The sequence below is a fragment of the Stenotrophomonas sp. 05L413 genome (assembly GCF_056397945.1).
In genome coordinates this window covers 2,501-25,878 of sequence record NZ_JBFTOL010000004.1, presented here as the reverse complement: position 1 = coordinate 25,878, position 23,378 = coordinate 2,501, and the positions used below count along the sequence as shown (strand labels likewise).

Genomic DNA, 23,378 nt, shown 5'->3' with positions numbered 1-23,378 from the left:
CCAGAGACCTTAGCCACTGAGGCCCGGCAGGGCAACGGCCGATGGTCAGGGGCGCCTGGACCGTCGGCCGCAGCTTACTTCTCCCGCCGCCAGTTCAGCGACCCACGGTTCTCCACCGTGCTCGACTCCAGCTCCACATCGAAGCCACGGCGCAGCAGGTACTTCAGCGTCAGCACCGAGCCACTGCCGACCAGCGACACGCCGTAGCCGATGTACAGCTTGGGCGAGATGTACTTGCCGAAGCCGATCACCGAGCCACCCAGCGCGCGCGACTGGCTCACGCCGGCGTCGTCCAGGCCGAGCTTGGCGCCCAGCTGCGAGGCGAGCAGGCCGCTGCCGGCCGACAGCGCCGCCGAGGCCGCGTTGACCTGCTGGGCCTGGTCGCTGCTGGCACCGGTGAGGCTGCGTCCCAGCACCAGATAGGCCAGTGCTTCGGACTGCGACATCGCCGGTTCCGACCACACATCCACACGCGGCGACTGCGCCCGTCCGGTCACATCGATGCCGGCGGTGACATCGCCGACGGCGCGCTGGGCACGGATGTTGATGCGCGGATCGGAGACCGCGTTGTAGTTCCAGTTCAAGTTGCCGCGGGTGATGGTCAGGTCCTGGCCGTAGGCCTTGTAGCGCCCACTGACTTCCAGCCCGCCGTTGGCGGTCATCTCACGCCCGGGGCGTGCCCACACCTGCATCTTGCCGGTCAGCGCCCCCTTCAGGCCGAACCCGGCCATCTTGACCTTGTCGCCCAGGCTCACGGTCAGGTCCATGTCCAGCGGCGAGCTGGGGCCCTCTTCCGGATCGACCGGATCCAGCACCACCACGTCTTCGGAGACCGAGGTACCACGGTCCAGGCGCTCCAGGTCCAGATCCGCTTCAGGCACGTGCACGGTCCCGCGCAGCTGCATCGCGCTGCCGGCCAGGGTGAAGTCCAGGTTCGGGTTGGCGATCACGCGCAGCTCGCTGGTGTTGGCCAGCAGCACGTTTTCGCCGTGGATATGCAGCTGCAGTGGCTGTGCATCGCCGAACCACGACAGCCCGCCATCCACGTACAGCGTGCCTTTGCCGGAGTTGGCCTGCGCGCTGATCTTGGCCGAGCCATCCGGCTGCGCGGTGAAGCTGCCCTTGCCTTCGGCAAAGGTCAGGCCGAGCGCGGGGAACTCGCCGTTGAACTTGCTCAGCGTCGCCTCACCGCCCAACGACGGCGTACCACGCGTGCCGCGCAGACTGACGTGACCTTCGATCAGGCCGGTCGGGCGCACGATGTCGGGCGAGAACAGTTCCAGCCAGTACAGCCGCGCGATGTTCATGTACAGCTCGCCGGTCAGCGGCGCGTTGGCATCCCAGCCGGTCTGCACCTTGGCATCGACGAAGCCGTCACCCTGGAAACCGACACCGAGCTTGGCGTTGATCTGCTGCGGGGTCATCTCCAGGTTCACCGAGAACTGGTCATAGCGCACCAGCTCGCCACGCGCGTTGTCGCCCAGGCGTACCCCGCCTTCGCGCGAGGTGACCGAAGCGCTGCCTTCCCACGCGTTGCCGCGCGGCCGGATGCGCCCATCCAGATTCACTTCACCGCGCAGGAAGATGCGGCGTCCGGACTGCGGTGGCAGCCACGGCTGCACCAGCGCCAGCGGCAGCGCATCGCCGCGCACCAGCAGGCCTTCGCGGGGCCAGTTCGCACTGGCGCACAGCGCGCCGCCCGTGGCGGCACCCAGGCACGCATCGCTCAGGGTGAAGTTAGTGCCCTGCACGCTGAAGGTGGCCGGCGCGCGCAGGCTCCAGGCATCGCCCTTGACCGGTGCGATACGCAGCGCGGTCAGATCACCGCGCCAGGCCTGGCCCTGCTGGCGCACGCCGCCTTCCAGCGCGACAGCACCCAGCTCGTTTTTCGTCTGTGCATCCAGGCGCAGATGGGAGAGGCTGCCGCGGGCATTCACGTTGAGCGTGTCCAGCAGCATGCCGACCTGGATCTTGCTGCCCTGCACCGCCAGCGTGCCGCTGTCGCCCTGCCACGGCAGGCGCCCCTGGATGCTGATCGCCTCGGCGCTCCAGTCGTCCCAGCGCAGGCCACTGCCGACCAGATCGGCGGTGATGTCCGGTGCGGTACGCGCGCCCTTGATCAGCACGTGGCCGCGCAGGCTGCCGCTGCTGTTGGGCAGCAGGTCGTCCAACTGCACCGGCTCCAGCTGCGCATCGATATCCAGGCGGTCGCCCACCGAGCCTTTGGCGGTCAGGCGGCTGTTGCCCAGCGCCAGCCGGAGGTTGCCCTCGCCCTGCTCGCCGCGCAGCGCGAACTTGCCCTGTGCATCCAGCGCACGCTTGCGCAGCGTGCCCTTGATGCCTGGCACATCGACGGTGGCTTCGTAGCTGCCAGCGGTACCGGCCGGACTGCCGGCCGGCGGCGGCAACTGGCGGCCCTTCGATGCAAACGAGCCGGACAGCTTGCCGTCCCAGCCCGGTGCGAAGTAGCCCGGATCAAAGCCGGCCAGTTTGGCGGCCACGTCCCAATCCAGCTGCGGGGCCCAGGCCACCTGGCCGGTGACATCCAGCGAACCGCCCGGGGTGCTGGCCTGGAGCTGCTTGATCACGGCGGCCTGGTCATTGCCGCGCACGTCGAACTGCAGATCGGCGACCTGTTTCTCGCGTTCCACCGAGGCACGGCCAACCGCCGCCCACGCCTTCAGCGTGCCGGCCAGGCCCATGCGCGCTTCTTTCAGCGTCACCGGCACCGGCGCAGCGGCGCCCGGGGTGGTGGTATCGGCGGCGGGTACGAAGGTGAGGTCGTTGGCGACGATGGAGAAGCGCAGGCTCGCGTTTTCCTTGTCGGTGAAATCGGCGATGCCTTCCAGCCGCGCCTGGCCACCAAAGCCCTTCACCTGCAGCGGCGACACGGTCAGCACCTGGTCGGCCAGACCCACCTTGGAGGGCGCCAGTTCCACCGCGATGTCGCCCTGCTTGAAGCTGCCCTGCAGATTGGCCTGGCCACCCTTGCCATCGGCCTGCACATCCAGCGCCATCGGCGTGCTGGTGCTCGCGTCCATGCCCGGCACCAGCAGCGCCAGGTCCAGTTCCTTGCTGCGCGCAGCGAGTTTCCACACCGGGTCGGTGCGGCCATCGAACACCAGGCTGGCCTGCAGCGGCGACGGCGCATTGCCGGCGATCGCCACTTCCATATGCCCCAGGTCGCCGCGTGCGACCAGGCCCAGCCGCGCCGGGGTGCGCCCGCGCGGGGCCGGCATCAGCGCGCCGATGGTGATGTCGGTGTCGTAATCGCTGCGCGGCAGGTACCGGCCATCCACGCGGAAATCGCCCATGTCGCTGTCGACCTTCAGCTGGGTCGCGCGGAATTCGCCATTGGCGATTTCCACGCCACCGCGCACCTTGGCGATGTCGATCAGCGGCTGCTGCGCCTGGGTGATCCGGAAGCCATCGATGATGATGGTGTCGGCCTGGATCGCCAGCGGCATTTCAATCTGCGGCAGCGAGTCCGGCCACGACGGCAGCTCGAACGGTTCATCACTCTTGGCCAGGTTCAGCGTGGCGTTCTTGATCTGCAGCGCATCGAGCTGCAGCTTGCGCCCCAGCAGCGGCCGGATGTCCGGATCCAGGTAGGCGCGTTCGGCGGTGAAATGGATGTCGTCGTAACGGAAGTCCAGGTCGTGCAGCACCAGCGGCCCGGCGACCGGGCCATCCACCTTGCTCCAGGTGAGCGAGGCGCCGACCGGCAACCGCGCGACCACCTGGGCCAGCAGCACATCACGGCCGGCCACGGTCTGCAGCAGCCAGTACACCAGCAGCAGGGCCAGCAGCACCAGGCCGAGCACGGTGAAGCCCGACCACGCCCAGAAGCGGCGCTTGCGGTAGAAACGCACGCGCGGCGGCGGCGGGGTGGCAGGTGCGGACGGCGGCGGCGTACTCACAGGTCCGCTCCGATGTTCAGGTACAGCTGGAACTGCGAATCCGGGTTGTTCAGGCCATGCGCGATATCCACGCGCACCGGGCCCACCGGCGATTTCCAGCGCACGCCGAAGCCCACGCCGGTATGCAGATCGATCGTATTGTCGAACGCGCTGCCGGTGTCGACGAACACCGCCGCACCCCACGGCCCGCCCTTGAAGTAATGCTCATACTCGGCCGAGCCGACCACCAGGTTCTTCGCGCCGAGCGCGTATTTGTCCGGTGGTGCAGTACGCGGGCCGACTTCGCGGAAGGCATAGCCGCGGATGCTGCGGTCGCCACCGGCGAAGAAGCGCAGGCTCGGCGGCATCGCGACCAGATCGCTGGTCCAGGTGGTGCCACCTTCGCCGCGCAGGATCAGGCGGTCGCTGTCGCCGATCGGCACATACCAGCGCAGCACCATGTTGGCCTGCACGAAGCTGGTGTCCGAGCCGGCACCTTCGACGCCGCCACGCAGCGTTGCACTGCCGCTGATGCCGCGGCGCGGGAACATCTCATCATCCACGTTGACGTAGTCGGCCACCAGCTGCGGGTAGACCAGCGTGGAGGTGTTATAGACCGCATCGGTGAACTCGGTGCCGGAGGCATACCGCCAGCGCTCACGCAGGGCGTTGATCGAGGCGATCGCGGTCCAGTTCTCGTTGATCTCGCCACTGCGGCTGGCCGAGAGTTTGAAGTTGCGCAGGTCGATGTAATCGGTCTGCTCGTCATAGGCGCTGGCGGTGAACGCATACCAGCCGTCGAGCCAGGCAAAGCCCGGGATGCGGTAGCTGGTGACCAGGCTCTTGCGCTTCTGCGCATAGTCGAGCTGGGTGTTCATCTTGTGGCCGCGGCTGTTGAGGAAGCGCCGCTCCAGGCCACCGCGCACACCGGCGCCGCTCTCACTGCCGTAGCTCAGGCCGGCGGTATAGATCGTGCGCTTGGCGCGGGTCAGGTTGACGTCCACCGGCACATCGCCGTTGTCATCGGCCTGGTCCGGGCGCGGCTGGATGTCGATCACGCTGAAGTAATCGAGCTTGGTCAGCGATTCGCGCAGGCGGTCCAGTTTGCCTTCGTGGAAGTAACTGCCTTCGTCCCAGTACACCAGCGGGTCGAACAGCTTGTCGACGAAGTAATCCTGATGGAAGCGGATCTCGCCCATGTTGTAGCGGCGGCCACTGTCCCAGGTCAGATCGACGTCGGCCGCGTTCTCGGCACGGGTGATCTGCACCTGGCGCTGGGTGAAGTCGGCATCGAAATACCCGCGCTCGGCCAGGCGCCGGGTCACCCGGATCTTGCTGGCTTCGTACTCGGTGTGCTCGAACCGCTGGCCTTTGCGCGGCTTGAAGTTCTCCAGGTCTTCCTGGAGGTACTGGTCCAGCTGGGCCGGGCCGGTGATGTCGATGTGCTCGCGGCGGACCAGGGTCGGCGGTCCCTTCTCGACCTGGATCACCACGCGCAGGTTCTCGCCTTCGCGCGGGCTTTCCACGGTGATGGTCGGGTTGTAATACCCGAACGGCTCCAGCGCCTCGCGGGTCTGGCGCTCGGCCTGCGACAGCAGATACTCCAGCCGGGACTCGCCCTGCGGCTTGCCGATGGTGTCGTACAGGGACAGCGAGACCTCGATGTTCTCGATCATCTCGGCATCGTCGCCCTTGTCCAATCCTTTGATGTCCACTTTCTCGATGGTCCCCCGTGCATGTGCCACCGAGGCGGTGGCAAGGGACAGGAACATCAGCGGAAGGGCGAATTTCGTTGGCTGCATGGCGACAGCATAACGGGCCATCGCGAGCATGCGAAATCGGCGTGGCCGTTTCAGAACGGCGGTGAAGAAGCCGTTAAATTCCGCGAGAAAGTCGTCAGCGTCGTGTCGGCCCTGATCGATGACAGCACGGTGTCGGACAGAACCGTCCGCGACGCCCCATGACGCACCCAGCGCGAACGAAGCGCTGCACGCGCCACGCCTGAAAACGCAGAAGGCGCGAACCGCCGAAGCCGTCGCGCCTTCTGGTGAGCCTCGGGGCGTCCTGCCCCGCAGCGTCAGTTGGACAGGTGTTCGATCGCCGCCACGCTGCCCAGGCGGTCGCCCAGGCGCTTGAGCAGGGCCAGTCGATTGGCCCGCAGCGCGGGATCCTCGGCATTGACCATTACCGCATCAAAGAACGCGTCCACCTGCGGGCGCAGGCGCGCCAATCGGTTCAACACGCTCACGTAGTCCTTGTGGTGCAGGCTGGCGTTGCTGTCATCGATGGCCGCTTCCACCGCTTCGGCCAGTTCGCTTTCGGCCTGCTCGGCCAGCAGCGCCGGGTCGATCATCCCCGGGATCTCGCCCTCCGCCTTGCGCAGGATGTTGCGGATGCGCTTGTTGGCCGCGGCCAGCGCCTCGGCTTCGGGCAGCGCAGCGAAGGTGCCGATGGCATCGATGCGGCGGTCGAAATCGTACAGCGAGGCCGGCTTCAGCTCGGCCACCGCGTTGAAATGCGTGGCCGGCACGCCCTTGTCGGCGTAGTAGCCGCGCAGGCGGTCGATGATGAAGTCGTACAGCTCCTGCGGCAGCGCCTCGGTCTTGCGTTCGGCACTGGGCTGCACGCCTGCCGGCAGGCCGGCGATGGCGGTACCGATCAGCGCGCGCAGATCCAGATCGAACCCGCTTTCGATCACCGTACGGGCAAGGCCCAGCGCGTTGCGGCGCAGCGCGAACGGATCCTTGTTGCCGGTCGGCTTCAGGCCTGCGGCGAAGCCACCGGCCAGCGTATCCAGACGCTCGGCGATGGCCAGCACCTTGCCCAGCGGCGACAGCGCGATGTCATCCCCACCGAAGCGCGGCTGGTAGGCCTCGTCGATGGCCAGCGCGACCTCGGGCGACTCCCCGCCGACCACGGCGTAATGCCGGCCGGCAATGCCCTGCAGCTCCGGGAACTCGTTGACCATGCGCGACTGCAGGTCGTTCTTGGCCAGCACCGCAGCACGCTTGGCCAGCACCGGGTCCACGCCCACCTGCGGCGCGATGGCCTCGGCGAGGGCGGCCACACGGGCGACCTTGTCGGCCACCGAGCCCAGCTTGGCCTGGTAGGTGACGGTCTTCAGGCCGTCGCCCATCGCTTCCAGACCCTGCTTCAGATCTTCGTCGAAGAAGAACTTGGCATCGGAGAAGCGCGGACGGATCACGCGCTCGTAGCCCTTGGCTACTTCGGCCACGTCTTTGGATTCAATGTTGGCGATGCCGATGAACTTCTCGGTCAGCTTGCCGCCGGCATCGAGCACCGGGAAGAACTTCTGGTTGATCTCCATCGTCTCGATCAGCGCTTCCTGCGGCACCGCCAGGAACTCGCGCTCGAAACTGCACAGCACCGGCGCCGGCCATTCGACCAGGTTGACCACCTGTTCCAGGTTGTCCGGGGTGATGCGCGCCTGGCCACCGGCCTGCGCGGCCGCCGCGTTGACCTGCTCGACGATGCGGGTACGGCGCGCGTCGGCGTCGACCAGCACATAGGCGGCCTGCAGCGAGGCGACGTAGTCCTCCGGCGCGCTCAGCCACACGGTCTTGTCATGCATGAAGCGATGGCCGCGGCTCATGCGGTCGGCCTTCAGGCCCAACACCTCGGCCTCGATGATGTCCGGGCCGTGCAACAGCACCAGCCAATGCACCGGGCGGGCGAAGCCGTAGGTGTGGCTGCCCCAGCGCATCGGCTTGGGGATCGGCATCGCGGCGATCGCCTCGCGCAGGATCTCCGGCAGCAGCGTCGCGGTGCGCGCGCCCGGCGTGGTGGAGCGGTGCACGAAGCGCTCGCCCTTGGCATCGCTGGTGCGCTCCAGCGCGGTCCACTCGATCCCGGCCTTGGCCGCGAAACCCTGCAGCGCCTTGGTCGGCTGACCCTCGGCGTCAAGCGCGATGTTCAGGTACGGGCCCAGCACTTCGCTGTGCTGTTCCGGTTGTTCCACCGCCACGCCGGGCAGCAGCACCGCCAGGCGGCGCGGCGTCGACAGTGGCTTGGCATCGCCTCGTTCGATGGCCACGCCCCGCTTGCTCAGGCCGTCCACGACGCCATCGAAGAAGGCCTGGGCCAGGCCCGGCAGCGCCTTGACCGGCAGTTCTTCGGTACCCAGTTCAATCAGCAGCGGCTGCATCGTGCTCATGCCTGCACCTCCTTGGCGGCGACGGCTTCGAGGCGCTTGGCCTCGTACAGCCTGGCCACCGCCTGGGCCAGCGCGCGCACGCGCAGGATGTAGCGCTGGCGCTCGGTCACGCTGATCGCGCGGCGCGCATCCAGCAGGTTGAACGCATGGCTGGCCTTGCAGACCTGCTCATACGCGGGCAGCGGCAGGCCGACATCGACCAGCGTCTGCGCTTCTTTTTCGCAGGCATCGAAGCGATGGAACATTTCGTCCACGTCGGCGTATTCGAAGTTGTAGGTGCTCTGCTCGATCTCGTTCTGCAGGTACACATCGCCGTAGGTGACCGGGGTGCCATCCGGACCGTAGGTCCAGATCAGGTCATAGACGTTGTCGCAGTTCTGCAGGTACATGCACAGGCGCTCCAGACCATAGGTGATCTCGCCGAGTACCGGCTTGCACTCCAGGCCGCCGGCCTGCTGGAAATAGGTGAACTGGGTGACTTCCATCCCGTTCAACCACACTTCCCAGCCCAGGCCCCAGGCGCCCAGCGTCGGCGATTCCCAGTTGTCCTCGACGAAGCGCAGGTCATGCACCAGCGGATCGATGCCCAGCGCCTTGAGCGAATCCAGATACAGCTGCTGGATGTTGTCCGGGCTCGGCTTCATCGCCACCTGGTACTGGTAGTAGCGCTGCAGGCGGTTGGGGTTCTCGCCGTAGCGGCCGTCGGTCGGGCGGCGCGAGGGCTGCACGTACGCGGCATTCCAGCTTTCCGGACCGATCGAGCGCAGGAACGTGGCCGGGTGGAAGGTGCCCGCACCGACCTCCAGGTCCAGCGGCTGGATCAGCACGCAGCCCTGCTGCGCCCAATACTGGTTGAGGGTCTGGATCAGGCCCTGGAAAGTGATCGGAACGTTCGGGATCGCGGACATGCGGCGGATTCTTGCCTGCAGAAGGGGTGCGCTAGTATAGCGACCGACCGCACGGGCCTTCCGTGCCTGGGGAAATGGAGGATGGATCCACGCCTGCCTGCGGCGTCTGCCAGCGTCCCTGCGGGGGGCGTCTCCCTGCCGCACGGCCGCCTGGATTTCGACCAGGTCGCCGCCGCCCTGGTCGCCGATGGCCTGGTCGCCGCCGCCGATCTGGAGCGCATCCGCTTCTCCGCCCCGGGCGCACGCAACGCCAGCGAGGTCCATCCGCTGGTGCTGCTGGCCAACCTGAAGCTGGGCGCCAGCGGCGGTGGTGAGCTCGGTCTGGAGCGCCTGAGCGAATGGCTGGCCCAGCGCGCGGGTGTGCGCTACCTGCGGGTGGACCCGACCCGGGTCGACGTCTCGGCGGTCACCGCCCTGGTGTCCCACGCCTATGCCCGCCGCCACCGCTTCCTGCCGCTGGCGGTGGACAGCGAGCGCGTGCTGGTCGCCACCAGCGAGCCGCTGGCCCAGGAATGGCTGCGCGACCTGCAGCACCTGAGCCGCCGCCGGATCGAGCTGGCGATGGTCAACCCGCTCGACCTGCACCGCTACACCATGGAGTTCTACGGGGTGACGCGCTCGGTGCGCGGCGCCCGTGGCGATGTCCGCGGCGAGACCAGCAGCACCCTGCCCAGCTTCGAGCAGTTGGTGGAACTGGGCCGCGCTGGCGACGTCAACGCCGACGACCAGCACATCGTGCACATCGTGGATTGGCTGCTGCAGTACGCCTACGAGCAGCGCGCCTCGGACATCCATCTGGAGCCGCGCCGCGACATGGGGCGCATGCGCTTCCGCATCGATGGCGTGCTGCACAAGGTGTTCGAGGTGCCGCCGGCGGTGATGACCGCCGTGGTCAGCCGGATCAAGGTGCTGGGCCGGATGGACCTGGCCGAGCGCCGGCGTCCGCAGGACGGCCGCATCAAGACCCGTTCGCCAGGCGGGCGCGAAGTGGAAATGCGCCTGTCGACCATGCCCACCGCATTCGGCGAAAAGTGTGTGATGCGCATCTTCGACCCGGATGCCGCGTTCAAGAGCATCGACCAGCTCGGCTTCAGCCCGCAGGAGGCGGCCGGCTGGACCGCCCTGGTCGAGCGCCCGCACGGCATCGTGCTGGTGACCGGGCCCACCGGCTCGGGCAAGACCACCACGCTGTATTCCACGCTGAAGCGGCTGGCCACGCCGGAGGTGAACGTCTGCACGGTGGAAGACCCGATCGAAATGATCGCGCCGGAATTCAACCAGATGCAGGTGCAGACCAACATCGACCTGGATTTCGCCAGCGGCGTGCGCACCCTGCTGCGGCAGGACCCGGACATCATCATGATCGGCGAGATCCGCGACCTGGAAACCGCGCAGATGGCGGTCCAGGCCTCGCTCACCGGCCACCTGGTGCTGTCCACCCTGCATACCAACGATGCGCCCTCGGCGATCACCCGCCTGCTCGACCTGGGGGTGCCGCATTACCTGCTCGCCTCCACCCTCAACGGGGTGCTGGCCCAGCGCCTGGTGCGCACCCTGTGCACCCACTGCAAAGTGCCCACGGCGCTCTCGGCCGAGCAATGGGCGGTGCTGACTGATGCCGATGCGGCATTACCTGAGGCGCCCACGCCATATGCACCGGTCGGCTGCATCGACTGCCGGCGCACCGGTTTCCTCGGTCGCGTGGGCCTGTATGAGTTGCTGCCATTGGGTTCCAGCCTGCGCCGGCACATCCGCGCGGACATGGATCTGGCCGCCTTCAACCGTGCCGCACGTGCTGAAGGGGTACGAACCCTGCGCCGCGCGGGGCTTGAAAAGGTAGCGGCAGGGCTGACTACAATCGAGGAAGTCCTCTCGGTCCTGCCTCCCCCGGATGAATTCCGCCCCGTTCCTGATTCTTGAAACCGGCCAACCCGTCGCCTCGCTGCGCCGCTACGGGCGGTTTTCGCACTGGATCCGGGTCGCGGCCGGGCTGGATGCCGACGAGACCGTGGTGGTCGATGTCGAACATGGCGGCACCCTGCCCAGCCACCGCGATTTTGCCGGCGTGATCGTCAGCGGTTCGGCCGCCTACGTCACCGACCGCGCCGAGTGGAGTGAACGCAGCGCACAGTGGCTGCGCGAAGCCGCCCACGACGACCGCCCGGTGTTCGGTATCTGCTACGGCCACCAGCTGCTCGCCCACGCGCTGGGCGGCGAAGTCGCCTACAACCCGGCCGGGCGCGAGTCCGGCACGATCGAGCTGGCGCTGGATCCTTCCGCAGTCGACGATCCGCTGTTCGGCGGCCTGCCGGCCCGCTTCCCGGCCCACGCCACCCACCTGCAGACGGTGCTTCGCGCGCCCGAGGGCGCGGCGATCCTGGCACGCTCGGCGCAGGACAACTGCCACGCCTTCCGCTGGGGCGCACACGCCTGGGGCGTGCAGTTCCATCCGGAGTTCGCCACCCACCACATGCGCGGCTACGTCCGCGCCCGCGCCGAGTGCATCCGCCAGCACGGTGGTTGCGCGCGCAGTGTCGCCCGCGACGTCAGCGCCGCGCCGCTGGCCCGCCAGCTGCTGCGCCGTTTCGTCCGCCAGGCACGCAACGCCTGAGCCCCGCGCGGGGAACGTCATCCGGGCGCAACGCAGCGTCCGCGCCGCGCCGGGCGGCCTTCAGGTCACGCGCCGGGAAAACAGGGATAATCGACCGCAATCGGGCGTTCGCGCCTTCTCCCCTGTCCCGGAATGTTATGAGCGAGATTCGCAAGCTGCCGGCCTCCGCCGGCGCGGAATGGCTGGTGTCGGGTTTCACCCTGCTGCGCAAGGCGCCGCTGGCGCTGGGCATGCTCGGCGTGATCTGGGCCGTGGCCGCGTTGCTGGTGATGTCGCTGGCGATGGTCAGCCCGGCGCTGAGCACGCTGGCGCAGCTGTTGATGGCACTGGCCGGCCCGCTGTTCTTCGGCGGCCTGGTGTGGGCCGTGCGCGAAGTCGACCAGGGTCGCGTCGCGCAGCCGTCGCACCTGCTGCAGGGCCTGCATGAAGGCCGCGCCTTGAACCTGCTCGCCTCGCTGCTGCCGCAGCTGGTGGCCGGCCTGTTCCTGGGCGTGTTGTTGCTGGTGCTGATCGGCAGCAGTGGCCTGCAGCACTTGAGCGAGGTGATGGTGCAGCTCAACGCGATCAGCCAGTCCGGCGCGCAGCCGGACCCGGCGCAGATCGAAGAATTGATGGCGAGCCTGCCGGCGATGCGCATCCTGCTCTGGCTGGCACTGGTGGTGGTGACCTTCCTGGCGATGGCGCTGGCGCTGTTCACCCTGCCCCCGCAGGTGATGTTCGAGCACCGCAACGGCCTGCAGGCGATGCGCCTGAGCCTGCGCGCCTGCCTGCACAACGTGCTGGCGATGCTGGTGTTCTTCCTGCTCGCCTTCGTGGCGGTGTTTGCGATCTATTTCGGCGTGATGCTGGTCGCGCTGATCGCACAGTTGATCGGTGGCACGATGCTCGCGCTGTTCGTTGCGCAGCTGCTGCTGATGGGCGTGGTGATGCCGGTCTTCGCCGGTGCCATCTACACGGCGTGGAAGCAGATGTTCGGCCAGCAGGGGCCGCAGACCCCGCCGCCGATGCCGGGCCCGAACAACGTGTTCGCGGCCTGATCCAGACAAAACCCCGGCCTTGGCCGGGGTTTTTGTTTGTGCCTTACTCCGGCTGCTCTTTCCCGCCCGGGCGTGGCACCAGCCAGCGCGCAGCGTGGATGCCCAGTTCGTAGAGCAGGCACATCGGAATGGCCAGCATCAGCTGCGAAACCACGTCCGGCGGCGTCAGCACCGCGGCCAGCACGAAGATGCCGACGATCGCGTAGCCGCGACCTTCCTTGAACTGCTGCGGCGTGATCCAGCCGAGCAGCACCAGGATCACCATCGCCACCGGCAGCTCGAAGCTGGTGCCGAAGGCGAAGAAGATCGCCAGCACGAAATCCAGGTACGCCGTCGCATCCGGTGTGATCGCAATCACCTCCGGGCGGAACGTGGTGAGGAAGTGGAACACCGCCGGCAACACCAGGAAATACGCGAACGCGCAGCCCAGATAGAACAGCAGCACCGACGAGGCCAGCAACGGCACCGCCAGGCGCTTTTCGCGGGCATACAGGCCCGGCGCCACGAACGACCACAGCTGGAACAGCAGCCACGGCACGGCGATGAACACCGCCACGAAGAAGGTCAGTTTCAACGGCGCGAAGAAGGCGCCCGCCGGGTTGGTCGCGATCATCGTCTGCCCGTTGGGGAGCTGCGAGATCAGCGGTTCGGCGATCATCGTGTAGATCTGCCGCGAGAACGGCATCAGGCCCAGCAACACCACGCCCAGGCCGATCAACGCGCGCACCAGGCGCGCACGCAACTCGATCAGGTGTTCGACCAGCGAACTCTCGTTGCTTTCATGCTCGCTCATCGCGGTGCCTCTTGGTTCGGCGGCGTGGGCACAGGCGTAAGCGGTGCGGTGTCAGTCGACGGCGGCAGGGCCGCCGGCGGATCTGCACGCGGTGCGCTGCCATCGATGCCCGGCGGCGCCATCGCATCGCGCGGCGGCTCGGCCTCCTCGGGGGCCACCACATGCTGGGCCACGCTGGCCGGCGAGCCCGGTGCGGGGCCGGTCATCACCGGTTCGTCGTCCGCAGCGGCAGCCGCAATGCCATCGCCATGCTGCGCCACGTCCTGGCGCATCTGCTCGGCCTCGCGGCGCACCGCTTCGCCACTGGCGCGCAGCTGCGACTCGGTATCGCGCATCGAGGTTTTCACATCGTCGAACTGCCGCTTGATCTCTTCGGCGTGCAGTTCACGCTCGAGCTCCTGCTTCACCGAATCCCACTGGTTGCGCGCGCGGCGCACCCATAACCCGGCGAAGCGGGCTGCCTTGGGCAGCCGCTCGGGGCCGAGGACGACCAAGGCCACCACCGCGATGACCAGCAGTTCACTGAAACCGATATCGAACACGCCAAGCCGCCCGGATCAGCGCGGGTCGCGGTCGTGCTCGGTCTGCGACGTCGTCGTCGAGTCCTGCGGACGCGAACTGTCGCTGAGCTGCGCGTTCGGCTTGTCCTCGTCGCGCATGCCCTTCTTGAATTCCTTGACGGCGCTGCCAAGGTCCTTGGCGCCGCTGGTCAGTTTCTTGGTGCCGAACACCAGCAGAACGATGACCAGCACGACCAACCAATGCCAGATGCTGAAACTGCCCATGACTCGCTCGTTACGTAGTGATCAGACGGTTGAGCATAGCGCACCGGCGGTAAGCCGGCGCGCGTGACAAAAGTCAGTTGCCGTCCAGCGATTCGGTACGGACTTCACCATCGCCGACCGGCTGGAAGCCCTGCTGCGGGGCCGGTTGCTCCGGCACGGACTGCAGCGGGGCGGTGGTCGCGCCGGCCGCGGCCGGGGCCGGTGCCTGTTCAGGTCGAACCGGGACGGCGGCGGCACGCGGCGCAGCGGCCGGCGCCGGGGCAGTGCCCGCGGTGCCGCGCTTCTCGCGGGCGGTATAGGTGGCTTCCTCCAGGCGATCACGGAAGGCGACCACGTCCACCGACGGCGGCTCGCCGACACGGCCTTCAAAGACCATGCGCGGCGTGGTGTTGCTGCCGTAGGCATCCAGGTTGGCGGCATCGTCGATCTGCAGCACGGCGCCATCCAGTGCCACACCGGCGAACAGCCCGCGGGCACGCGACCAGGACCAGATTTCGGCCTTCAGCTGGCCATCGGTGGCGGCGGCAGCGTTGCGGCCAACCGGACCGGCGGCGACGCCGGCATCGGCGCCCAGGGTGAACTTGCCGTTGACGAGATTGTCCAGGCTGCGATCGTTGCGGAATACCAGCACGACATCGGAAGACTGCACACCGGCCTGGAAGCCGATGCTGCCGCCGGTGAGCTTCACGAACACCGGGTTGGACCAGCTGCCATCCGGCGTCTTGACGGACATCAAGCCATGGCCGCGACGGCCGCCGATCACCAGACCGGCCTTGATCGTGTCGGGAATGACAATGACCGCGCGACCTTCGTCGAGCAGCTTGTCGGGAATCCCCTGCTCGGGGATGTCCTGGATTTCATTCAGGACGCGCACGGCATTGCGGGCGCGCTGGTCCTCCTGTGGCCCGGCCATGGCCTGGGTCGACAGCAGGCTGGCGGAGATCAGCAGAACAAGGCTGAGGCGGCGCATGGGTGGGCTCCAGAAAGTCGATTCATACAAGATAGCGGCAGGTACGACCGGGGTCGATACGCTTCTCGACGTTAGAAGGCCGGCGATGAATCGGCAATGAGTATTCCGGGCTATCGATATGCCTGCCAGATCGCGTTCATCATCCAAATCCATCCCGCCAATCGCGCAGACCTGCGAGAATGGCGGCATGCTCGACGCACCCGACACCGCCGTGCTGGCGGTCAATCTAGGCACGCCCGAGACGCCAACCGCCCCGGCGGTGCGTCGCTACCTGGCTGAGTTCCTCAGCGACCCGCGCGTGGTCGCGATTCCGCCGTTGTTCTGGAAACCCTTGCTGTTCGGGCTGATCCTGCCATTGCGCAGTGGTCGCTCGGCCGCCAAGTACGCCCAGGTCTGGCTGCCGGAGGGCTCCCCGCTGATGGTCTACACGCGCCGGCTGGCCGAGGCCATGCAGGGCCTGATGCCCGATCTGCGGGTGCGCCATGCGATGCGCTATGGCGCCCCGGCGCTGCCGGCAGAGCTGGACCGGCTGGCCGCCGAAGGCATGAAACGGATCGTGGTACTGCCGTTGTATCCGCAGTATTCGACCACCACCACCGCCTCGATCGAGGACCAGGTGCGCGAGTGGCAGCCGAAACATCCCGGCGTCACCGTAACCCTGGTGCGCGATTACGCGGTCGACCCGGACTGGGTCGCCGCCGTCGCCGGCAGCATCCGCCAGTGGTGGGAACAGCACGGCCGTGGCGAGAAGCTGGTGTTCTCCTTCCACGGTATTCCGCAGCGCCTGGCCGACGCCGGCGATCCGTATCCGCAGCGCTGCGAAGCCAGCGCCCACGCGATCGCCCAAGCGCTGGAGCTGGCCGACGATGCCTGGCAGCTGACCTACCAATCGCGTTTCGGCCGTGAGAAATGGCTGCAGCCCTATGCCGAACCCACCCTATGGGCGATGGCCGAGAAGGGCGTGCGCAGCATGGACGTGGTCTGCCCCGGCTTTGCCACCGACTGCCTGGAAACCCTGGAAGAGGTGGCGATGGGCTTTACCGAGACCGTTGCCGAGCGCGGCGCGACAATGCGCTACATCCCCTGCCTCAACGACGCGCAGGCGCATGCACTGGCGCTGTCGCGGCTGAGCATCGCGGCGCTGGCATGACGCTGCAGCCGTTCTCGCTGCCGGTTGCCGGCAGCACGGTGGCCGGCCTGCGGTCGGCTGAGACCGGCGGCACGCGTGTTCTGGCGCTGCATGGCTGGCTCGACAACGCCGCCAGCTTCGTACCGTTGGCGGCGCAGCTGCCGGCGCTGGCGCTGGTGGCGATCGATCTGCCCGGCCACGGCCACAGCGCGCACCTGCCGCCCGGCACGCAATACAACACGCCCGGTGCGATCTGCCACGTGCTCGACGTCGCCGATGCGCTGGGCTGGGACCGCTTCGTGCTGCTCGGCCACTCGATGGGCGCCGGCATTGCCAGCCTTACCGCGGCGGCCGCACCCGAACGCGTCGAGCGCCTGATCGCGATCGAGGCCCTCGGCGGCCTGCGGGGCCCGGAGAATGAAACCGCACAGCGCCTGCGTGAGCATGTGCGTGCCGCGCGGGCGCTGCCCACCCGCAAACTGCGCGTGTTCCCTGATCTGGCCGCGCCGATCCGCGCCCGCATGATGGCCAACCAGCTCAGCGAGCGGTGTGCGCGCCTGCTGGTCGAACGCGGCGTCAAGCCTGTTGAAGGGGGTTTGAGCTGGTGCAGCGATCAGCGCCTGATGCTGCCCACCGCGATGCGCCTGAGCGAAGCACAGATCGACGACCTGCTCACCGCGATCGAATGCCCGACCCAGGTGATCTACGCCACGCCAGCGCAGTCGTATTACCCGGAGCCGTTGCGCAGCCAGCGCATCTCGCTGCTGCGCGAAGGCCGCTTGGCCGTGTTCCCGGGCACGCATCATCTGCACATGGAGCATCCGCAGGTGGTGGCCGAGGTGATCCAGGGCTTCCTCGCCGGGTAAGCCCTGCACGGTGCGACACACGGTCGCACTCAACTTATCCCGGCAGCGACCGATACCGATGATGCAGGCCGATCTTCATTGGCCGCACTGTCGTCGCTTGCTCCGCCGTTGCGAAGCCGCGCATCACCCAGGCTTCCAGGGAACGTCGTCGCAATGCCGGATTGGCCGTGCCATCGCCCACAGGACCGGGCCATGCCGGCGGTGATTGCCACCGCCGACGCGGCGTTTTCCGCTGCGTGCTCTCTGCGCGCCTCCCTGCTTCTTTCCGCTGCCGCACCCACCGCTTCGCCGGTGACGGGTGTGGCATCCGCCTGCGCGCGATCACGCCGCGGGCTTTTCGCTTTCTGATGATTCTGGAGCCGCCATGTCCGCCATTCCCGATGCCTCGTCCCGCCCGCCCGATCTGCTGCGCACGCGCATGTCCGGGCCGTCCGCTGACGCGGCCTGCCTGGTCACCGCAGGGGTACTGCTCGCCGCCGCCGTGATCGCTGCGATCGGGCAGCGGCAACCCTGGGCGCTGGTTCCCGTCGCGATCGCAGCCGCACTGTTGGGCCTGCTCGCGCTGCGTGTGCGGCAGCAGGGCAATGCACTGCGGCAGGCACAGACGCGGGCGCTCTCGCTGGCCGCGGAGGCAGCACGCGCGCAGGCGCGTGATCGCGTCGAACACACGCACGACGCCCAGGTCCGGCAGGCGCTGGATGTCTCCCGCACCGCAATGATGATCGCCGACAACGACCACGTGATCCGCTACGTGAACCAGTCGGTGGTGACCCTGCTGCGCAACCAGCAGGCCAGCCTGCGTGAGGCCTTCCCCGACTTCGATGCCGAGCGCCTGGTCGGCAGCAGCATTCACCGTTTCCATGCGAATCCGGACCGCATCCGCGCCATCCTCAATACGTTGATGGCCACCCATCACGGGCGTGTGCGGATCGGCCCGGTGCATTTCGCCCAGGTTGTCACGCCGGTATTCGATGCGAAGGGCCAGCGCCAGGGCTTCGCGGTGGAATGGCATGACCGTACCCACGAACTGCTGCTGGAACACGCCGTGGCCGATATCGTCGAGGCGGCCAGCAAGGGCGATCTTGATCGCCGGCTGCAGGCCACGGACGGAGGCGCGAGCTTCCTCAACGGCCTGACCGGCGGCATCAACCAGCTGCTGGACAGCGTGGGTGGCACGGTCGGTGAGATCCGCCGCGTGCTCTCGGCGCTGGCCGATGGCGATCTGGACCAGCGCATGCGGGGCGATTTCCACGGGTCGTTCCAGGCCATGCAGCGCGATGCCAATGCGACGGCGGAGCAACTGACCGCGATGGTCGAACGGATCAAGCAGTGCACCGGCTCGATTTCGCTGGCCGCCAGTGAGATCGCCAGTGGCAACGATGATCTGTCCGAGCGTACCGAACGCCAGGCTGCCCATCTGGAGGAAACCGCCGCCTCGATGGAGGAGCTGACCTCCACCGTGCGCCAGAACGCCGAACACGCGCGCCAGGCCAGTGCGTTGGCGCACGGCGCGCATGATGTCGCCACCCGCGGCAGCCAGGTGGTGAGCGAGGTCGTGACCACCATGGACGCCATCCAGACCGCCTCTCACCGCATCGGCGACATCACGCGGGTGATCGACGGGATCGCCTTCCAGACCAATATTCTTGCCCTCAACGCCGCCGTGGAAGCAGCACGCGCAGGCGAGCAGGGCCGCGGCTTCGCGGTGGTTGCCAGCGAGGTACGGAGCCTGGCACAACGGTCGGCCGAGGCAGCCAAGGAGATCAAGGGGCTGATCGATGCCTCTGTAGTGCAGGTCACCGACGGCGCGCGCCTGGTCCAGGACGCCGGGCAGACCATGGGCGAGATCGTGAGCAGCGTGGCCGGTGTCAGCGGCATCATGGCCGAGATCTCTTCGGCCTCGCAGGAGCAGGCTGCCGGCATCGATCAGGTCAACCGGACGGTGGCGCAGATGGACGATGCCACCCAGCAGAATGCGGCGTTGGTCGAAGAGGCGAGTGCAGCCGCACGGCTGTTGGAAGCGCAGGCTGCCGACCTGACCCAGGCAGTCGCCGTGTTCCGTCATCAGGAACAGGCGTACCGCCCCGCCGCGGTGGCCTGATCGGCGTCAGTCCAGCACGCGTCTCGGCGCGCCCTGCAGCCAGGCGGCGATGTTCTCGACCGTCTGGCCGAAATAATCCCGGTAATTGCGCGCGGTGACATAACCCAGGTGCGGCGTCGCCAGTACGTTGGGCAGCGTGCGGAACGGGTGCCCGACCGGGAGGGGCTCGATGTCGAAGACATCCAGCCCGGCGGCAGCGAAGCGTTTCTGCGCCAGTGCCTCGATCAGCGCGTGTTGATCGATCAGGCCGGCACGTGCGGTGTTGATCAGGTAGCCGTGTGCCGGCAGGCAGGCCAGCGTGGCCGCATCAACGATGCCCCGCGTGCGCTCACCCAGCACCAGGTGCAGCGAGACCACATCACTGTCAGCGAACAGTGCCTGCTTGGACGCCGCCAAGTGCACGCCCGCGGCCTGCGCACGGGCGGCATCCAGGTTCGGACTCCACGCACTGACCTGCATCCCGAATGCCTGGCCGATCCGCGCCACGCGCTGCCCGATCTTGCCCAATCCCAGCAGCCCCAGCCGGGCACCATGCAGGTCCCGGCCGAGCGTCTGCTGCCACGGCCCGTCGCTGCGCAACGCGTTGGCCTCAGGCACCAGGTGCCGCATCACCCCCAGGATCAGCGCCCAGGTCAGTTCCACGGCCGGTTCGGGATGGCTGTCGGTTCCGCACACGACCACGCCCCGCGCCTTCGCGGCGGCGACGTCGATTGCGGCGTTGCGCATGCCGCTGGTAACCAGCAGACGCAGGCATGGGAGCTTGGCCAGCAGCTCGGCGGTGATCGGCGTGCGCTCACGCATCACCACCACTATGTCGGCGTCCTGCAGTGCGGCCTCCAGCGCATCGCCCGTGTGGGATGTCGCCAGCGTACGTATCTGCACCGCATCGCCGAGCCGGTGCCAATCGGCGGACGATGTCGCCACGCCTTGGTAGTCGTCGAGAATCACGCAGTTCAGCGGCATGGGGGCGTCCTTCATCAGCAGCCATGACGATACGGAAAACCCCGCTGCGTGAGCAGCGGGGTTTTCGGGGTAAAAACCCTGGCGATGACCTACTCTCGCATGGCTTAGGCCACACTACCATCGGCGCAGCTGCGTTTCACTTCCGAGTTCGGGATGGGATCGGGTGGTTCCACAGCGCTAATTTCACCAGGGAGACAGTTGGAGCGTCGCCATCCTAAGRAACGGATAAGGCGCCTGCCTCTCGTAAGTCTTGTGACGTAGCGTGCACTTGGGATCTATCGACATGTCATGTCGGCCAAGGCAACTTGAGGTTATATGGTCAAGCCACACGGATCATTAGTATCAGTTAGCTCAATACATTGCTGTACTTACACACCTGACCTATCAACCACATAGTCTATATGGTTCCTTCAGGGGGCTTGTGCCCCGGGAGATCTCATCTTGAGGCGCGCTTCCCGCTTAGATGCTTTCAGCGGTTATCGCTTCCGAACATAGCTACCCGGCAATGCCACTGGCGTGACAACCGGAACACCAGAGGTTCGTCCACTCCGGTCCTCTCGTACTAGGAGCAGCCCCTCTCAAATCTCCAACGCCCATGGCAGATAGGGACCGAACTGTCTCACGACGTTCTGAACCCAGCTCGCGTACCACTTTAAATGGCGAACAGCCATACCCTTGGGACCGACTACAGCCCCAGGATGTGATGAGCCGACATCGAGGTGCCAAACACCGCCGTCGATATGAACTCTTGGGCGGTATCAGCCTGTTATCCCCGGAGTACCTTTTATCCGTTGAGCGATGGCCCTTCCATACAGAACCACCGGATCACTAAGTCCTAGTTTCCTACCTGCTTGATCCGTCGATCTTGCAGTCAAGCACGCTTATGCCTTTGCACACAGTGCGCGATGTCCGACCGCGCTGAGCGTACCTTCGAGCTCCTCCGTTACTCTTTAGGAGGAGACCGCCCCAGTCAAACTACCCACCATACACGGTCCCCGATCCAGATTATGGACCTAGGTTAGAACGTCAAGCACGACAGGGTGGTATTTCAAGGATGGCTCCACTGCAGCTAGCGCCACAGTTTCATAGCCTCCCACCTATCCTACACAGACGAACTCAACGTTCAGTGTAAAGCTATAGTAAAGGTTCACGGGGTCTTTCCGTCTTGCCACGGGAACGCTGCATCTTCACAGCGATTTCAATTTCACTGAGTCTCGGGTGGAGACAGCGCCGCTGTCGTTACGCCATTCGTGCAGGTCGGAACTTACCCGACAAGGAATTTCGCTACCTTAGGACCGTTATAGTTACGGCCGCCGTTTACTGGGGCTTCGATCAAGAGCTTCGCCTTGCGGCTGACCCCATCAATTAACCTTCCAGCACCGGGCAGGCGTCACACCCTATACGTCCACTTTCGTGTTTGCAGAGTGCTGTGTTTTTGATAAACAGTCGCAGCGGCCTGGTTACTGCGGCCCTCTTCAGCTATAGCTCGCATGAGCCACCAAAAAGGGCGCACCTTCTCCCGAAGTTACGGTGCCATGTTGCCTAGTTCCTTCACCCGAGTTCTCTCAAGCGCCTGAGAATTCTCATCCTACCCACCTGTGTCGGTTTACGGTACGGTCTGCGTAAGCTGAAGCTTAGGAGCTTTTCCTGGAAGCGTGGTATCAGTGACTTTGCCTTAAAGGCTCGTCTCGGTGCTCGGTCTTAAAGGATCCCGGATTTGCCAAAGATCCAAACCTACCGCCTTTCCCCCGGACAACCAACGCCGGGTACACCTAACCTTCTCCGTCCCTCCATCGCACTTACGCGAGGTGCAGGAATATTAACCTGCTTCCCATCGACTACGACTTTCGTCCTCGCCTTAGGGGCCGACTCACCCTGCGCCGATTAACGTTGCGCAAGGAAACCTTGGGCTTTCGGCGTGCGGGTTTTTCACCCGCATTATCGTTACTCATGTCAGCATTCGCACTTCCGATACCTCCAGCAGACTTCTCAATCCACCTTCAACGGCTTACGGAACGCTCCTCTACCGCGTACATATAAATATGCACACCCCAAGCTTCGGTTCACTGCTTAGCCCCGTTAAATCTTCCCCGCAGACCGACTCGACCAGTGAGCTATTACGCTTTCTTTAAAGGGTGGCTGCTTCTAAGCCAACCTCCTGGCTGTCTGTGCCTTTCCACATGGTTTTCCACTTAGCAGTGAATTTGGGACCTTAGCTGTGGGTCTGGGTTGTTTCCCTTTTCACGACGGACGTTAGCACCCGCCGTGTGTCTCCCATACAGTCCGTCTCGGTATTCGGAGTTTGCAATGGTTTGGTAAGTCGCGATGACCCCCTAGCCATAACAGTGCTCTACCCCCGAGAGGATACATATGAGGCGCTACCTAAATAGCTTTCGAGGAGAACCAGCTATCTCCGGGTTCGATTAGCTTTTCACTCCTAATCACAGCTCATCCCCGTCTTTTGCAACAGACGTGGGTTCGGGCCTCCAGTACCTGTTACGGCACCTTCACCCTGGCCATGACTAGATCACCCGGTTTCGGGTCTACTGCCCGCGACTATGCGCCCTTATCAGACTCGGTTTCCCTTCGCCTCCCCTATACGGTTAAGCTTGCCACGAACAGTAAGTCGCTGACCCATTATACAAAAGGTACGCAGTCACTCTTTCGAGCTCCTACTGCTTGTACGCACACGGTTTCAGGATCTATTTCACTCCCCTCTCCGGGGTTCTTTTCGCCTTTCCCTCACGGTACTGGTTCACTATCGGTCGGTCAGTAGTATTTAGCCTTGGAGGATGGTCCCCCCATGTTCAGACAGGGTTTCACGTGCCCCGCCCTACTCGTCTTCACTGGAGTGGCCCTTTTAAATACAGGGCTATCACCTTCTATGGCCAGCCGTTCCAGGCTGTTTTTCTAGAACCATTCCAGCTTAAGGGCTAGTCCCCGTTCGCTCGTCGCTACTCAGGGAATCTCGGTTGATTTCTTTTCCTCTGGTTACTTAGATATTTCAGTTCACCAGGTTCGCTTCCAGCAGCTATGTATTCACTGCAGGATACCCGCAAGCGGGTGGGTTTCCCCATTCGGACATTACCGGATCAAAGCTTGTTGCCAGCTCCCCGATACTTTTCGCAGGCTGCCACGTCCT

Annotated in this window: 15 protein-coding genes and 2 rRNA genes (1 of these 17 cut by a window edge); 6 read left to right on the top strand and 11 right to left on the bottom strand. The window is 65.8% G+C overall.

What is annotated here, in order from left to right; all coding sequences use genetic code 11:
* Positions 1-74 precede the first annotated feature (74 nt).
* The 4 genes from AC1DIQ_RS09440 to glyQ all read right to left on the bottom strand — a co-directional run bounded on the left by AC1DIQ_RS09440 (position 75) and on the right by glyQ (position 8,981).
* Positions 75-3,920 carry a translocation/assembly module TamB domain-containing protein gene (locus AC1DIQ_RS09440; RefSeq protein WP_478049917.1) on the bottom strand — a complete coding sequence of 1,282 codons (3,846 nt, stop codon included), beginning with the start codon at positions 3,918-3,920 and terminating at the stop codon, positions 75-77.
* On the bottom strand, positions 3,917-5,722 hold the full coding sequence (locus tag AC1DIQ_RS09435) for an autotransporter assembly complex protein TamA (RefSeq protein ID WP_121041000.1): 1,806 nt from the start codon (positions 5,720-5,722) through the stop codon (positions 3,917-3,919). Before AC1DIQ_RS09435 ends, AC1DIQ_RS09440 begins: the two co-directional genes overlap by 4 nt.
* Before the next feature lie 254 nt (positions 5,723-5,976).
* Positions 5,977-8,073: a glycine--tRNA ligase subunit beta gene (glyS, locus tag AC1DIQ_RS09430; protein WP_478049916.1), complete on the bottom strand. Its 2,097-nt coding sequence runs from the start codon at positions 8,071-8,073 to the stop codon at positions 5,977-5,979.
* The gene (gene glyQ, locus AC1DIQ_RS09425; protein WP_070470079.1) at positions 8,070-8,981 is read right to left on the bottom strand and encodes a glycine--tRNA ligase subunit alpha; all 912 of its coding nucleotides are present in this window, start codon (positions 8,979-8,981) and stop codon (positions 8,070-8,072) included. The genes glyS and glyQ overlap by 4 nt, the downstream gene beginning before the upstream one ends.
* Before the next feature lie 81 nt (positions 8,982-9,062).
* Between glyQ and AC1DIQ_RS09420 the strand changes: the two genes are divergently transcribed.
* The 3 genes from AC1DIQ_RS09420 (at position 9,063) to AC1DIQ_RS09410 (ending at position 12,629) form a co-directional block, all read left to right on the top strand.
* On the top strand, positions 9,063-10,901 hold the full coding sequence (locus AC1DIQ_RS09420; protein ID WP_121041004.1) for a GspE/PulE family protein: 1,839 nt from the start codon (positions 9,063-9,065) through the stop codon (positions 10,899-10,901).
* Positions 10,873-11,592, top strand: a complete 720-nt coding sequence (locus tag AC1DIQ_RS09415) for a glutamine amidotransferase (protein WP_121041006.1) — start codon at positions 10,873-10,875, stop codon at positions 11,590-11,592. The genes AC1DIQ_RS09420 and AC1DIQ_RS09415 overlap by 29 nt, the downstream gene beginning before the upstream one ends.
* 137 nt (positions 11,593-11,729) lie before the next feature.
* The gene (locus tag AC1DIQ_RS09410; protein ID WP_478049915.1) at positions 11,730-12,629 is read left to right on the top strand and encodes a BPSS1780 family membrane protein; all 900 of its coding nucleotides are present in this window, start codon (positions 11,730-11,732) and stop codon (positions 12,627-12,629) included.
* 43 nt (positions 12,630-12,672) lie between these two features.
* Here AC1DIQ_RS09410 and tatC read toward each other — a convergent pair whose 3' ends face one another.
* From tatC to AC1DIQ_RS09390, 4 genes are all read right to left on the bottom strand, one after another.
* On the bottom strand, positions 12,673-13,422 hold the full coding sequence (gene tatC / locus AC1DIQ_RS09405; RefSeq protein ID WP_102788725.1) for a twin-arginine translocase subunit TatC: 750 nt from the start codon (positions 13,420-13,422) through the stop codon (positions 12,673-12,675).
* Entirely contained in the window at positions 13,419-13,964 is a 546-nt protein-coding gene (gene tatB / locus AC1DIQ_RS09400; protein WP_282260581.1) for a Sec-independent protein translocase protein TatB, read from the bottom strand. The genes tatC and tatB overlap by 4 nt, the downstream gene beginning before the upstream one ends.
* 15 nt (positions 13,965-13,979) lie before the next feature.
* A complete protein-coding gene (gene tatA / locus AC1DIQ_RS09395) occupies positions 13,980-14,207 on the bottom strand; it encodes a Sec-independent protein translocase subunit TatA (protein ID WP_019185586.1) in 228 nt (75 codons plus the stop codon).
* A 73-nt stretch (positions 14,208-14,280) separates the two neighbouring features.
* Entirely contained in the window at positions 14,281-15,177 is an 897-nt protein-coding gene (locus tag AC1DIQ_RS09390) for a lipid-binding SYLF domain-containing protein (RefSeq protein ID WP_478049914.1), read from the bottom strand.
* Between the two features lie 187 nt (positions 15,178-15,364).
* Between AC1DIQ_RS09390 and hemH the strand changes: the two genes are divergently transcribed.
* The 3 genes from hemH to AC1DIQ_RS09375 all read left to right on the top strand — a co-directional run bounded on the left by hemH (position 15,365) and on the right by AC1DIQ_RS09375 (position 19,273).
* Positions 15,365-16,327, top strand: a complete 963-nt coding sequence (gene hemH / locus AC1DIQ_RS09385) for a ferrochelatase (RefSeq protein ID WP_282260569.1) — start codon at positions 15,365-15,367, stop codon at positions 16,325-16,327.
* Positions 16,324-17,172, top strand: a complete 849-nt coding sequence (locus tag AC1DIQ_RS09380; RefSeq protein WP_121041016.1) for an alpha/beta fold hydrolase — start codon at positions 16,324-16,326, stop codon at positions 17,170-17,172. The genes hemH and AC1DIQ_RS09380 overlap by 4 nt, the downstream gene beginning before the upstream one ends.
* Before the next feature lie 364 nt (positions 17,173-17,536).
* Complete coding sequence (locus tag AC1DIQ_RS09375; RefSeq protein WP_478049913.1) at positions 17,537-19,273, top strand: methyl-accepting chemotaxis protein; 1,737 nt, start codon at positions 17,537-17,539, stop codon at positions 19,271-19,273.
* Positions 19,274-19,279: 6 nt separating this feature from the next.
* Here the strand turns inward: AC1DIQ_RS09375 and AC1DIQ_RS09370 are convergent, their stop codons facing one another.
* The 3 genes from AC1DIQ_RS09370 to AC1DIQ_RS09360 form a co-directional block, all read right to left on the bottom strand.
* Positions 19,280-20,236, bottom strand: a complete 957-nt coding sequence (locus AC1DIQ_RS09370) for a D-2-hydroxyacid dehydrogenase family protein (RefSeq protein ID WP_478049912.1) — start codon at positions 20,234-20,236, stop codon at positions 19,280-19,282.
* A 76-nt stretch (positions 20,237-20,312) separates the two neighbouring features.
* Positions 20,313-20,427 (bottom strand): 5S ribosomal RNA (rrf, locus tag AC1DIQ_RS09365).
* Between the two features lie 124 nt (positions 20,428-20,551).
* Positions 20,552-23,378: ribosomal RNA gene (locus AC1DIQ_RS09360) — 23S ribosomal RNA — on the bottom strand (it continues 52 nt past the right edge of the window).

Bases quoted from the DNA above. Each gene is read 5' to 3' on its own strand.
- tatA (WP_019185586.1), bottom strand. From the start codon at position 14,207: ATGGGCAGTTTCAGCATCTGGCATTGGTTGGTCGTGCTGGTCATCGTT.
- AC1DIQ_RS09390 (WP_478049914.1), bottom strand. From the start codon at position 15,177: ATGCGCCGCCTCAGCCTTGTTCTGCTGATCTCCGCCAGCCTGCTGTCG.
- glyQ (WP_070470079.1), bottom strand. From the start codon at position 8,981: ATGTCCGCGATCCCGAACGTTCCGATCACTTTCCAGGGCCTGATCCAG.
- AC1DIQ_RS09370 (WP_478049912.1), bottom strand. From the start codon at position 20,236: ATGCCGCTGAACTGCGTGATTCTCGACGACTACCAAGGCGTGGCGACA.
- AC1DIQ_RS09380 (WP_121041016.1), top strand. From the start codon at position 16,324: ATGACGCTGCAGCCGTTCTCGCTGCCGGTTGCCGGCAGCACGGTGGCC.
- hemH (WP_282260569.1), top strand. From the start codon at position 15,365: ATGCTCGACGCACCCGACACCGCCGTGCTGGCGGTCAATCTAGGCACG.
- AC1DIQ_RS09420 (WP_121041004.1), top strand. From the start codon at position 9,063: ATGGATCCACGCCTGCCTGCGGCGTCTGCCAGCGTCCCTGCGGGGGGC.
- AC1DIQ_RS09375 (WP_478049913.1), top strand. From the start codon at position 17,537: ATGTCCGCCATTCCCGATGCCTCGTCCCGCCCGCCCGATCTGCTGCGC.
- AC1DIQ_RS09410 (WP_478049915.1), top strand. From the start codon at position 11,730: ATGAGCGAGATTCGCAAGCTGCCGGCCTCCGCCGGCGCGGAATGGCTG.
- tatC (WP_102788725.1), bottom strand. From the start codon at position 13,422: ATGAGCGAGCATGAAAGCAACGAGAGTTCGCTGGTCGAACACCTGATC.
- AC1DIQ_RS09415 (WP_121041006.1), top strand. From the start codon at position 10,873: ATGAATTCCGCCCCGTTCCTGATTCTTGAAACCGGCCAACCCGTCGCC.
- glyS (WP_478049916.1), bottom strand. From the start codon at position 8,073: ATGAGCACGATGCAGCCGCTGCTGATTGAACTGGGTACCGAAGAACTG.
- AC1DIQ_RS09435 (WP_121041000.1), bottom strand. From the start codon at position 5,722: ATGGCCCGTTATGCTGTCGCCATGCAGCCAACGAAATTCGCCCTTCCG.